General features: G+C 70.5%; 10 protein-coding genes and 1 tRNA gene. 1 reads left to right on the top strand and 10 read right to left on the bottom strand.

The window, feature by feature from the left end:
* Positions 1-12: 12 nt before the first annotated feature.
* The 8 genes from ACVWWH_RS01810 to ACVWWH_RS01775 all read right to left on the bottom strand — a co-directional run bounded on the left by ACVWWH_RS01810 (position 13) and on the right by ACVWWH_RS01775 (position 9,064).
* Positions 13-3,744 carry a nitrate reductase subunit alpha gene (locus ACVWWH_RS01810; RefSeq protein WP_457315398.1) on the bottom strand — a complete coding sequence of 1,244 codons (3,732 nt, stop codon included), beginning with the start codon at positions 3,742-3,744 and terminating at the stop codon, positions 13-15.
* Positions 3,745-3,829: 85 nt separating this feature from the next.
* Positions 3,830-4,954 (bottom strand): hypothetical protein, encoded by a 1,125-nt coding sequence (locus ACVWWH_RS01805; RefSeq protein WP_457315397.1) that lies wholly within the window; start codon positions 4,952-4,954, stop codon positions 3,830-3,832.
* Positions 4,951-6,063 (bottom strand): GNAT family N-acetyltransferase, encoded by a 1,113-nt coding sequence (locus ACVWWH_RS01800; RefSeq protein ID WP_457315396.1) that lies wholly within the window; start codon positions 6,061-6,063, stop codon positions 4,951-4,953. The genes ACVWWH_RS01805 and ACVWWH_RS01800 overlap by 4 nt, the downstream gene beginning before the upstream one ends.
* Positions 6,064-6,165: 102 nt before the next feature.
* Complete coding sequence (gene rplA / locus ACVWWH_RS01795) at positions 6,166-6,873, bottom strand: 50S ribosomal protein L1 (RefSeq protein WP_066499593.1); 708 nt, start codon at positions 6,871-6,873, stop codon at positions 6,166-6,168.
* Positions 6,874-7,000: 127 nt separating this feature from the next.
* A complete protein-coding gene (gene rplK, locus ACVWWH_RS01790) occupies positions 7,001-7,432 on the bottom strand; it encodes a 50S ribosomal protein L11 (protein ID WP_066499596.1) in 432 nt (143 codons plus the stop codon).
* A 156-nt stretch (positions 7,433-7,588) separates the two neighbouring features.
* Positions 7,589-8,518: a transcription termination/antitermination protein NusG gene (gene nusG, locus ACVWWH_RS01785; protein ID WP_457315395.1), complete on the bottom strand. Its 930-nt coding sequence runs from the start codon at positions 8,516-8,518 to the stop codon at positions 7,589-7,591.
* 113 nt (positions 8,519-8,631) lie between these two features.
* The gene (gene secE, locus ACVWWH_RS01780) at positions 8,632-8,892 is read right to left on the bottom strand and encodes a preprotein translocase subunit SecE (protein ID WP_066499600.1); all 261 of its coding nucleotides are present in this window, start codon (positions 8,890-8,892) and stop codon (positions 8,632-8,634) included.
* Between the two features lie 99 nt (positions 8,893-8,991).
* A tRNA-Trp gene (locus ACVWWH_RS01775) sits at positions 8,992-9,064 on the bottom strand.
* A 232-nt stretch (positions 9,065-9,296) separates the two neighbouring features.
* Between ACVWWH_RS01775 and ACVWWH_RS01770 the strand changes: the two genes are divergently transcribed.
* Positions 9,297-10,502: a pyridoxal phosphate-dependent aminotransferase gene (locus tag ACVWWH_RS01770; RefSeq protein ID WP_457315394.1), complete on the top strand. Its 1,206-nt coding sequence runs from the start codon at positions 9,297-9,299 to the stop codon at positions 10,500-10,502.
* 199 nt (positions 10,503-10,701) lie between these two features.
* Here the strand turns inward: ACVWWH_RS01770 and ACVWWH_RS01765 are convergent, their stop codons facing one another.
* Positions 10,702-11,361 carry a LuxR C-terminal-related transcriptional regulator gene (locus ACVWWH_RS01765; protein ID WP_066499609.1) on the bottom strand — a complete coding sequence of 220 codons (660 nt, stop codon included), beginning with the start codon at positions 11,359-11,361 and terminating at the stop codon, positions 10,702-10,704.
* On the bottom strand, positions 11,358-12,635 hold the full coding sequence (locus ACVWWH_RS01760; protein WP_457315393.1) for an ATP-binding protein: 1,278 nt from the start codon (positions 12,633-12,635) through the stop codon (positions 11,358-11,360). Before ACVWWH_RS01760 ends, ACVWWH_RS01765 begins: the two co-directional genes overlap by 4 nt.
* Positions 12,636-12,723 lie beyond the last annotated feature (88 nt).

The following is a 12,723-nucleotide window of genomic DNA, read 5'->3' as shown; positions in this document are numbered from 1 at the left end:
GGCGGGTACCCATCAGTACGTGACCTCCTGGGATCGCTTGCGGATAGTGCTGACCATGTCCCGCTGGTTGCCAGTCGGGCCGAGGTAGTTGAACGCGTAGGAGAGCTGTGCGTAGCCGCCGATGAGGTGGGTCGGCTTGACGAGGAGGCGGGTGGCCGAGTTGTGGATGCCACCGCGCCGGCCCGTGGCCTCCGACTTCGGCACGTCAATCGTGCGCTCCTGGGCGTGGTACACGTACACGACGCCGGTCGGCATGCGGTGGCTCACGATGGCCCGGCCGACAAACACCCCGTTGGCGTTGACGCACTCGATCCAGTCATTGTCCTCGACGCCGATCGCGGCGGCGTCCTCGGCGCTCATCCAGCAGGTGGGGCCACCGCGCGAGAGCGAGAGCATGAACAGGTTGTCCTGGTACTCGGAGTGGATCGACCACTTGCTGTGCGGCGTGAGGAACCTGACGGTGACCTCCATGCCGTCCTGTCCGAGCCGCGGCTCCCCGAACAGCCGATGCATGTCCAGTGGCGGCCGGTAGATGGGCAGGGCCTCGCCGAGGTCCCTCATCCAATCGTGGTCGAGGAAGAAGTGCATCCGGCCCGTGAGCGTGTGCCAAGGCTTGAGCCGCTCGACGTTGATGGTGAACGGCGCGTACCGGCGCCCGCCGGTCTCGGACCCGGACCACTCCGGCGACGTGATGACCGGGACCGGGGCCGCCTGGGTGTCCGCGAACCGGATGGCCTTCTCTTCGGACCCCTCGGCGAGGTCCGCGAGCCGGCGGCCGGTGCGGCGTTCGAGCTCTTTGAACCCCTGGACCGCGAGCTCGCCGTTCGTGGTCCCGGAGAAGGTCAGGATCGCCTCGGCGAGCTTCGCATCGGTGTCGATCGCCGGCAGGCCGGCCGCAACTCCGTGGGACATGACCCCGTTGGCCCGGGCGAGCCGGTTGAGGGCGTGGTCCAGCTCGAACGTGACCCCCTTGACCGTGAACCCCTTCTCCGCAGCGAGCGGGCCGATGGCCGCGATCTTCTGCCCGATCGCGGTGTAGTCGCGCTCCACGACGCTCACCTGGGGCATGGTCACGCCGGGGACGGCTGGCACGCCCGGGTCACGCCAATCGCGCACTACGCCGCCGGGCTGCGCGATCTGTCCGGGTGTGTCGTGCTGGAGCGGGACGGTGACGAGGTCGCGCCGCGTTCCGAGGTGTGTGCGTGCCAGCCGCGAGAACTCCTGGGCGAGCTGGTGGAACATGTCGAAGTCCGTCTTCGTCTCCCATGGCGGATCGATCGCAGGGCTGAAGGCGTGGACGTAGGGGTGCATGTCCGTCGAGGAGAGGTCGTGCTTCTCGTACCACGTCGCGGCAGGGAAGACGATGTCGGAGAGGAGCGTCGTCGAGGTCATGCGGAAGTCTGCCGACATAAGCAGATCGAGCTTGCCCTCCGGCGTCTCCTCCCGCCAGGCCACGTCCCTCGGGTGCGGCATCTGCGACTCGAGCGCAGTGCCCATCACGCTGTGGTGGGTACCGAGGAGGTTCTTGAGGAAGTACTCGTTGCCCTTCGCGGACGAGCCCAGCAGGTTCGAGCGCCAGAGCACGAGCGTGCGGGGCCAGTTCTCCGGGGCATCGACGTCATCGATCGCGGAGCGCAGGGAGCCGCCCTTGAGCTGCGCCGCGACATAGGCGGCCTCGGACTCCGCCACGCCGGCCTCGACGGCCGCCCGCGCCTCGTCGGCGATGTCCAGCGGGTTGCGGTCGAACTGCGGGTAGAAGGGCATCCAGCCGAGTCTGGCGGACTGCGCGATCGCGTCCGCGGTGTGCATTCCGTCGAGGTTCCCCTCGGCCAGCGGAGAGGCGAGGGACGCGGCCGAGTACCCGTCATTGCGCCACTGGCCGGTGTGCATGTACCAGTACGACGTGCCCGTCATGGTGCGCGGCGGCCGCGACCAGTCGAGCGCGTTCGCGAGGGAGACCCAGCCGGTGAGCGGCCTCGTCTTCTCCTGGCCCACATAGTGCGCCCAGCCGCCCCCGTTGCGGCCCATCGAACCCGTGAGCAGCAGGAGCGAGAGGATCGAGCGGTAGGTCACGTCTCCGTGGAACCACTGGCAGATGCCCGCCCCCATGATCACCATCGAGCGGCCGTTGGAGTCCTCGGCATTCTTCGCGAACTCACGTGCGACCCGCAGGCACTGGGCCACGGGCACGTTGGTGATGCCTTCCTGCCACGCGGGGGTGTAGGGCACCGAGGCGTCGCCATAGCCTGTGGGCCACTGCCCCGGCAGGCCGGGACGCGCTACGCCGTACTGGGCGAGCATCAGGTCGAAGACGGTGGTGACCGTCTTGCCGGCCACCGTCCGCACGGGAACGCCGCGGCGCAGGACGGACCCCGAGCCGTCTGCCGCCTCGAAGCACGGGAACATCACCTCGGCGACTTCCGACGGCGGAGCCACCCCGCCGCCGTCGGCCGCGGACAGCAGCGGGTCGACGCTGCCGAGATCGAGGTTCCACCGGCCCTCGTCGGCGGAGTTGTAGCGGAAGCCGATCGAACCGTTGGGCACCACGGGCTCCCCGGTGCCGGCATCGAGCAGGACGGTCTTCCAGGCCGAGTCGGCCTCGTGTTCATGCCCGGGCAGGTCCGCGGCAGTAAGGAACTTGCCGGGCACGAGGCCAGTGCCGTCCGGGGAGTCGACGAGGGTGATGAGGAAGGGCAGGTCGGTGTACCGCTTGGCGAAGTCGGTGAAGAACGGCACCTCACGGTCGACATAGAACTCCTTGAGGATCACGTGCCCCATGGCCATGGCGAGCGCCGCATCTGTGCCTGCCTGCGGGGCCATCCACTCGTCGGCGAACTTCGTGTTGTCCGCGTAGTCCGGGCTGACCACCACCACCTTGGTACCGCGGTAGCGGACTTCCGTCATCCAGTGGGCGTCCGGGGTGCGGGTGACCGGGACGTTCGAGCCCCACATCATGAGGTAGGTGGAGTCCCACCAGTCCCCCGATTCCGGGACGTCGGTCTGGTCCCCGAACACCTGCGGGCTCGCGACCGGCAGGTCCGCATACCAGTCGTAGAAGCTCGTCATGACGCCGCCGATGAGCTGGATGAACCGGGTGCCGACGCAGTGGCTCACGATCGACATGGCCGGGATCGGCGAGAATCCCGAACAGCGGTCGGGCCCGTAGGCCTTGATCGTATGGACGTGGGCGGCGGCGGCGATCTCGATGGCTTCGTTCCAGCTCGCTCGCACGAGGCCGCCCTTGCCGCGGGCCTTCTGGTAGCGGCGGCGCCGCTCCGGGTCTGAGACGATGTCCGCCCATGCGGCCACCGGGTCTCGCAGCCGCTGCTTGGCCTCGCGGTACATCTCGAGCAGCGGCCCGCGCACGTAGGGGTAGCGGACGCGGGTCGGCGAGTACGTGTACCAGGAGAACGCCGCACCCCGGGGGCAGCCCCTCGGCTCGTATTCCGGCCGGTCCGGCCCCACGGAGGGATAGTCGGTCTGCTGCGATTCCCAGGTGATGATGCCGTCCTTGACGTACACCTTCCACGAGCACGAGCCGGTGCAGTTCACCCCGTGGGTCGAACGGACCACCTTGTCGTGGCTCCACCTGTCGCGGTAGAACACGTCTCCCGCGCGCCCGCCTTCGCGGAACACCGCGCGCCCGTCGTCTGTCTCCTCCCACCGGGTGAAGAAGCGCCCCATCGCGAGCATCGCATCGGAGGCACTGCCATCGAGTCCTGGTCGGATCGGTCCGGCTGCCATGGGCCACACTCTAGGGATGCGCCGATCGGAGCGGGAAGGGCTTGTTTGCTAGCGAAAGGAAATATGCGCTAATCCGATGCGGATTTCAGGGCACGACGTCCTCGTGCCGCCGCACGTCCTCGACCGCGGCCGCTACGTTGCGCGTGAAGAGGACGAGCCATGCCAGCACGACGCCGGCGATCACGAGCTCCATCGCGGTCATGTTGTAGTACCCGAGCGGCCACCAGAGCATGACCGAGACCACGGCCGCGCCCAGCAGCGCGTAGCCCGCCGCGTAGAACGTCCGGCTCAGCCCCGGGACCCACGCCGGCGTCCGGACGAGGAGCAGCGTGAAGGCGGCCGCCATGGAGGTCGCCATGGTGTTGTGCGCCGCCATGAACACGTCCACGGGGATGAGGCCGGTGCACACGAGGAACGCCCCCATCAGCACGAGGCACGCGAGCAGCGGCCGCTCGCGTGTGGCGGGCGTGGCCAGGCCGGCCCGGCGCCGGTGTGCGTCGAGGGCGCGCAGGTCGCGTGTCATGTACTCGGCCAGGAGCGCGATCACGACCCCTGCCGTCACGAGCGTCGCGTTGAAGGCCAGCGCCACCCCGTAGTCCGCGGCCCCGAGCACGCTGAAGTTGACTTCCCACCAGTTGGAGCGGGTCGTCGTCACCATCGACGTGAGGATCCCCGCGCCCAGGAAGGTCGCGAGCAGGTTGGAGAGCACGTAGCTGTCCATGCGCGAGCCCGACTGGTACGCCGCGTAGGCCGCGAGGGCAGCCGACACGGCAGTCAGAAGGGACGCCGCGAACGCGTCCAGCGTCAGCCCCGTGAACGCGCGCTGGAAGATCTGGAAGCTGGCCCAGGCCACCATGAAGGAGATGGCGGCATGCACGAAGGCGAGCGCCACCGTGCCCAGCAGCCGCCGCCACAGGGGACGGCCGGCGAGCCAGCGCCGGTCCGGATCGGCGTACGAGCGCCGGTACGCGACCGGGAACACGATCAGCGCCGCTGCCCCCGCCACGAGCCCGGCGACCTCCCCGACGCCGTGGTCGCCCGAGAGGGCAGGCCTGCGCCCGGCGAAGGCGACGAGCGCCACGACGAGCCCGGCCAGCGCGGCCACGAGGCCGGTGGCGAGCGCCCGCGCCTCCACGGCGGTCGCCGTGGGCTCGGGCCGCAGCCGTTCGCGCGGCGGGCGCTGCGCGGACTCCGCGCCGCGGCGGTTCACCGCAGGCTCCGGTACCACTCGCCATCGTGGCCCGCGGGGCGGAAGCCGATCGCCTCGTTGATGGCGAGCATGTGCGCGTTCTCCTCGGCATTGAAGGTCACGACCTTGGCCGCCTGAGGGTACCTGGCGCGGTACTGCGCCAGGTTCGCGAGCTTGATCCACATCCCGAGGGACCGGCCGCGGTGCCCCGCCCGCACGAGGGTGTCGTCCTGGTCGGCCACGTCCTCCTTGCCGCGCCGGACCCACAGGGCCGTGTACGCGGCGAACTCGCCCGTGGCCCGGTGACGGGCCACGGCGTACAGCGGCACCGTGCCGGCCTCTGCGAGCATCGCCTCGAGCGCGGCGACGCGCTCGGCGTCCCAGACCGCCGCGTCCGTCCGCGACTCCCCCTGGGGCGCGTCCACGGACATGCGCGCGAACAGCTCCGCCATCCCCGCCCGGTGCTCGGGCGGGACACCCTCCCAGGTCATGAGTTCGTACTCCGCCGAGGCCTTCGCCGAGGCCGCCGCCGCGAGGGCCGGCCACCCGCCGTCGTGCGCCGCGAGGTCCAGCGCGCTGAACCGCACCACCTGGTTCAGCGAGAACCCGGCCGCGCGGGCGAAGCGCACCGGCCTCTCGGCTGCCCGCAGGGCGCCGGTGCCGGTCGAGGGCACCACCGCGCCGTCCTCGGCGGGGGAGCCGCCGGAGCCGGCCGGACCGGAGGCGGGGACGGGATGCTCGGTGAACGCGTCCGCGACGGTGCGGCCCCGCCGTCGTGCCTCCTCGAGGGCCGCGTCCAGCAGCGCGCGCCCCAGCCCCCGCCCCGAGAAGTCGTCCAGGACCTCGGCGCGCACCATCGCACGGTCCAGGTCCTCCTTGAGCGAGACCCGGCACCAGGCGCGCCCCGCCATCCGTCCCCCCGCACGGGCGAAGAACAGCGCCGTCTGGTCGTACGGCGAATCCCGCCAGACCCGCAGCCGGTACTCCGGCGGCGAGCAGCGGTCCTCGTGCCCCCAGATCTGCCGCTGCACGGCGTCGGTGAGGCGCGAGAACTCCAGGAACTCCTCGGCCTCCGGCCCCTCGAGCCTCGAGGGCAGGCGCAGCCGTTCGATACGGTAGCCAGCGCTCATGTGCGCCAGTCTAGCCGCGCCCGCGCGTGCGGGCGGGAACGCACGAGGGCCCCCTTCCACGGGCGGGAAGGGGGCCCTCGTCAGCGGTGCGAGTGGGGCTGATCAGCCCTCGATGATCACCTTGGTGGCGTTCGGGTCGACCTGGACGCCGGGGCCGAACGTCGTGGCGACGGTGGCCTTCTGGATGTAGCGGCCCTTCGACGCGGACGGCTTGAGGCGGAGCACCTCGTCGAGCGCGGCCGCGTAGTTCTCGGCGAGCTGGCGCGCGTCGAACGAGGTCTTGCCGATGATGAAGTGCAGGTTCGAGTGCTTGTCGACGCGGAAGTCGATCTTGCCGCCCTTGATCTCGTTCACGGCCTTGGCCACGTCCGGGGTCACGGTGCCGGTCTTCGGGTTCGGCATGAGGTTGCGCGGGCCGAGGATCTTGCCGAGGCGGCCGACCTTGCCCATGAGCTCCGGGGTGGCCACGGCGGCGTCGAAGTCCGTCCAGCCGCCCTGGATGCGCTCGATCAGGTCGTCCGAGCCGACCACGTCGGCGCCGGCGGCCTCGGCCGCCGCTGCCTTGTCGCCGGTCGCGAACACGACGACGCGGGCGGTCTTGCCCGTGCCGTGCGGGAGGATGACCGTGCCGCGGACCATCTGGTCCGCCTTGCGCGGGTCCACGCCGAGGCGGAACGCGACCTCAACCGTCGCGTCCGTCTTGGACGGGTTGATCTCCTTGGCCAGGGCGACGCCCTCGGCCGGGGAGTACACCTTGCCGGCCTCGATCTTCTCGGCCGCTGCCTGGTATGCCTTGCTGCGCTTTGCCATGCTGCTCTTGATCTCCTTGTGCAGGTGTGGTCATTGTGGGCCGCGCTCGGCCCTGCCACGGACGACGGCGGGACTCGCCGTGCGTCGTTGATGTTCGGTGTGGGGGCGGTGACCCCCGGGGTGGGTCTTAGCCCTCGACGGTGATGCCCATGGAGCGGGCGGTGCCGGCGATGATCTTCTTCGCGGCCTCGACGTCGTTGGCGTTGAGGTCCTCGAGCTTGGTCTTGGCGATCTCCTCGACCTGGGCGTCGGAGAGCTTGGCGACCTTCACCGTGTGCGGGGTCGCGGAGCCCTTCTGGACGCCCGCAGCCTTCTTGATCAGCTCAGCGGCCGGCGGGGTCTTGGTGATGAAGGTGAAGGAGCGGTCCTCGTAGACCGTGATCTCCACCGGGATGACGTTGCCACGCTGGGATTCCGTCGCGGCGTTGTACGCCTTGCAGAACTCCATGATGTTGACACCGTGCTGGCCGAGCGCAGGACCGATCGGCGGGGCCGGGTTGGCGGCGCCCGCCTGGATCTGCAGCTTGATGAGGCCGGTGACCTTCTTCTTGGGAGCCAATGTAGGGTCCTTTTCTTCCTTACGCTTCCTGGAGCAGCAGGAGCGCCGCCCAGGTGGTGACCGCCATGGCGAGGCAGTCGACCGCCCCGGCACCGGTAGGCATCCGGTCCCGGGGCGAAGTCTTCAATTGTACAGACGTGGCGTCCGTGCGGCGTCCTAGATCTTCGCGACCTGGTTGAACGCGAGCGTCACGGGGGTCTCGCGCTCGAAGATCGAGACGAGGACCACGAGGGTCTGCGACTCGGGCTTGATCTCCGAGATGGTCGCCGGGAGGGTCTCGAACGGGCCCTCCTTGACGATGACGGACTCGCCGACCTCGAAGTCCACGGCGACCGGCGCGGCCTGGGCCTTCTGGCCGGCCTTGCCTGCGGCCTTCGCCTCGGCAGCCTGCTCCTGCTCGAACACCGGGGCGAGCATCGAGAAGACCTCGTCGAGGGTCAGCGGGACCGGGTTGTGGGCGTTGCCCACGAAGCCGGTGACGCCCGGGGTGTGGCGGACGGCGCCCCACGAGGCGTCGGTCAGGTCCATGCGCACCAGCACGTAGCCCGGGATGCGGACCCGGTTCACGATCTTGCGCTGGGCGTTCTTGATCTCGACGACTTCCTCCATCGGGACCTGGATCTCGAAGATGTAGTCTTCCATGTCCAGCGTCTGGATGCGGGTCTCGAGGTTCGACTTCACGCGGTTCTCGTAGCCCGCGTAGGAGTGGATGACGTACCAGTCGCCCGGCTGGCGGCGCAGCTTGGCACGGAAGTCCTCGGCGGCCTTGGCGGCGGCAGCGGCCGGGTCGATCTCCTCGGCGGCCTCCTCGCCCTCGGCGACGTCCTCGCCCGTGGAGGCGGCGTCGTCGTGCGCCGTCTCCTCGGCGACCGGAGCCTCCTCGGCCTCGGCTTCCTCAGCCGGAGCCTCCTCGGCCTCAGCCTCCTCAGCCGGAGCCTGCTCAGCCTCGTCGGAGACAACCTCGTCGTCGCCGGCCTCGTCAGGGGAAGCGGCAGGGGCAACGGGCGCAGCGGCGTCGGAGAAGGCCGGCTCGAATGCCGACTCCTCGTGCTCGGTCCCGCGATCCTCGAGCTCGTGCTCAGACACTTAGTCTCCTGCTTTCCTCGTGCGACTTACTCGTTGCGACTTAAATGGCTCATCCGCACACCCTGCCCCGTCCCGGTCTCCCGGTTCCGGGCCAGAGGTCTGCGGACCCAGGCCTAGTTGGTGGTGGACGTCCCGCCGAAGACCCAGCCGATGCCGATCCCGAAGAGGAAGTCGAGGACGAACACGACCACCATCATCACTATGACGAACCCCAGCACCACGAGCGTGTAGTTGACCAGCTCCTGACGGGTCGGCGTGACGACCTTGCGGAGCTCGCCGATCACCTGCCGGACAAAGAGCGCGATCCGGCCGAAGAAGCCAAGCTTCCTGGCCTGCTTGGGGCGGCCCGAACTGCTTGAAGCTGTTTCGGTCAACCGATTCCTCGCTCACTCGCTCTGCCCGCAGGACTTCCCCGCCGGATCCGTTCTGTGGGTGCTGGAACAGCCCGGACGGAGCCGGGCTGTGTTCCTGCGCAGGGCAGACAGGACTCGAACCTGCAACCTGCGGTTTTGGAGACCGCTGCGCTACCAATTGCGCCACTGCCCTTCGGTGGAAACCACCTGACGGCGGAATCGCCGTGGACTACCTTACCAAGGATCCTGCGGGGCCGCGCCCAGCAGCGTCCCGGCAGAGGAGACCACGCGCCGCTTCCGGCGCCGAGGGTCAAGTCTACGCACAATCCCCGCCGGCGTCGAACTGGGACGGGGGCGGCCGGTGGCGGCAGGGCCCGAGCGCCTAGAGTAGGTACCACCAGCCTCCCGAGAAGAAGGATTGCCCCATGACCTCCGCCCGCGTCTCCCAGCGCATCGGATCCATCGCAGAATCCGCCACCCTGGCCGTCGACGCGAAGGCGAAGGCCCTCAAGGCCGCGGGGCGCCCCGTCATCGGCTTCGGCGCCGGCGAGCCCGACTTCCCGACCCCGCAGTACATCGTGGATGCCGCCATCGAGGCGGCGCGCCAGCCGCGCTTCCACCGGTACTCCCCCGCCGGGGGCCTGCCCGAGCTCAAGGCCGCCATCGCCGCGAAGACCAAGCGGGATTCCGGCTACGAGGCCGAGGCGTCCCAGGTGCTGGTCACCAACGGCGGCAAGCAGGCCGTCTACAACACGTTCGCGACCCTGCTCGACCCGGGCGACGAGGTGCTGCTCCCCACCCCGTACTGGACCACCTACCCCGAGTCCATCCGCCTCGCCGGCGGCGTCCCGGTCGAGGTCTTCGCCGGGCCCGAGCAGGGCTACCTCGTCACCGTGGACCAGCTCGAGGCCGCGCTCACCGAGCGCACCAAGATCCTGCTGTTCGTCTCGCCGTCCAACCCCACCGGCGCGGTGTACTCCCCCGAGCAGGTCAAGGAGATCGGCCAGTGGGCTGCCTCGAAGGGCCTGTGGGTGGTCACCGACGAGATCTACGAGCACCTCACCTACGACGGCGTGCCGTTCACCTCGATCGCGACCGCGGTCCCCGAGCTCGGGGACAGGGTCGTGATCCTCAACGGCGTGGCCAAGACGTACGCGATGACCGGCTGGCGCGTGGGCTGGATGATCGGCCCGGCCGATGTCATCAAGGCGGCTACGAACCTCCAGTCGCACGCCACGAGCAACGTCGCGAACGTCTCCCAGATGGCGGCCCTCGCCGCCGTGTCGGGCCCGCTGGACGCCGTGGAGGAGATGAAGGTCGCCTTCGACCGCCGGCGCAAGACGATGGTGGGAATGCTCTCGGCCATCGAGGGCGTGAACTGCCCGACGCCCAAGGGCGCCTTCTACGTCTACCCCGACGTCCGCGGGATCCTCGGCAAGGAGATCGCCGGCATCCGCCCGGCCACCTCGGCCGAGCTCGCCGCGCTCATCCTCGACAAGGCCGAGGTGGCGATCGTCCCCGGCGAGGCCTTCGGCCCGAGCGGGTTCGTGCGCCTCTCCTACGCGCTCGGCGACGACGACCTCGCCGAGGGTGTGGGCCGCATCCAGGAACTCCTCGGGACGGCCAAGTAGGGCTCGCCCCCTCCTGAAGCACGACGGCGGTGGCCCGCCTCCCGCGGGAGGCGGGCCACCGCCGTCGTGCTTCTGAGAGTCACCTTCTGAGAGTCACCTTCTGAAAGTCACCTTCTGAAAGTCACCTTCTGAGAGGCAGCTTCTGCGGGTCCACCCACAGGAGGCGACCCCCAGGAGGTGACACTCAGACGGGGCGGGGCTACCAGATGCGGCGATCGGCGGCCCAGCGCGAGAGCTCGTGCCGGTTGGTGAGCTGGAGCTTGCGCAGCACCGCGGAGACGTGGGTCTCGACCGTCTTGACCGAGATGAACAGCTCCTTCGCGGTCTCCTTGTAGGAGTAGCCGCGGGCGATGAGCCGCATGACGTCGAGCTCGCGGGCGGAGAGCTTGTCGAGCTCGTCGTCGGCCACAGACTGGGTGCCGAACGCGTCGAGGACGAAGCCCGCGAGGCGGGGCGAGAACACGGCGTCCCCGTCCGCGACGCGCAGCACGGCGTCGGTGATCTCGCGGCCCGAGGCGGTCTTGGTGACGTAGCCGCGGGCCCCGGCGCGGATCACGGAGACCACGTCCTCGGCCGCATCGGAGACGCTGAGCGCGAGGAAGCGCACCGTCTGCAGGAGCGGCGCGCACCGCGTGAGCACCTCGCGCCCTCCCCCGCCGAGGCCGCCCGGAAGGTGGACGTCCAGGAGGACGACGCGGGGACGGAGCTGCTCGATCGCCTCGACGGCACCCTCGACCGTCCCGGCCTCGCCCACCACGCGCACGCGCTCGTCGAGGTCGGCCTTCAGCCCCGACCGGAAGATGGTGTGGTCGTCCACGATGACGACGTCCACGGGCTCCCGCCCCGATTCCGTGCTCATGTCTCCTCCGTCCTCGGCAGCCGCAGCCGCACCTCGGTGCCGTCCGGTCCGCTCACGATCGCCGCCTCGCCCCCGTGCCGGCGCATGCGCCCGACGATCGACTCCCGCACGCCCAGCCTGTCCTCCGGCACGGCCTCGAGGTCGAAGCCGGGGCCCCGGTCCTTGATGAAGACCTCCGTGGCGTCGCTGCCCGTCTCCGCATAGACCGAGACGGGGCCCGCGCCGTGGCGGACCGCGTTGAGCATCGCCTCGCGGGCGGCCTGCAGGAGGGCGTCCTGGCGGTCGCGGGCCGACGTGCCGCCGGTCCGGGTGGCCTCGGGCTCGCCGACGGTGACGACGTCGACCGGGACGCCGTGCAGGTCCTCGACCTCGCCCGCGAGCGCGGCGATCCTATCCGCGAAGGTGCCCTCGCCGCTGCGGGCATCCCGGTAGAGCCATTCGCGCAGCTCGCGTTCCTGGGCGCGGGCGAGGCGCGTCACGTCCGCCTCGCTGCCGGCGCGGCGCTGGATGAGGGCCAGGGTCTGCAGGACCGAGTCGTGCAGGTGCGCGGCGATCTCGGCCCGCTCCTCCTCCCGCACCCGCGCGGCCCGCTCCGCACCCAGCTCACGCCAGAACTTCAGGCCCCACGGCAGCAGCACGAGGGCCACCCCGGCGAGCACGGCGAACGAGGCCAGCAGCGCCATGCCCAGCACATTCCACTGGCTGCCCGACACGGCCAGGGTCACGCCTGCCACGACCAGGGCGATCCCCGCTCCGAGGCGCAGCCAGCCCGTCCAGCGCTCGGCGCCGGCGCCGCGGACGAGCCTCTCGCGCCGCGCCTCGTCCAGCTGCATCCAGGCCAGCGCCACGCCGCCGAGGATGGCGGCAACGGGCACGATCGTGTCCAGCGGCACCTGGACCCCGATGAGGGACCCGCCCAGCGCCACCGCCCCGAGGAGGAGGACGACGCCGAGCAGCACCTCGCGCGCGTACCGCGCCGCGTGCGGGGCCTGGCGGGGGGCCGCCGGCGGGAGGACCGGCTCGGACACCGCGGGCGCGATGGGCGACGCCGGGCGGCGCGCGGCCCGGCGGGCCGCCTCGGCCGCGGTGGGCACCATGACCCACAGCCAGCCGTACAGGACGATCCCCGCGCCGCCGAGGACCGCGGCGACGGCCATGATCCAGCGGACCACGTCGGGGCGCATCCCCAGGTGCCGTGCGAGCCCGGAGCAGACCCCTGCGATGAGACGGTCCTCTCCCCGTACGAGGGGAGGGCGCACGGGCACGGCGTTCATGGATCCATCCAAGCACTCCTCGGTGCCCTCAGGGGCGCCGCGGCCCCCTTCCCGGGGTCCGTTCAGGGTCCGTTCAGGGTCTCCCCCC

It is taken from the genome of Sinomonas sp. RB5 (assembly GCF_054063535.1).
This window is presented reverse-complemented; position numbering and strand designations above follow the sequence as displayed.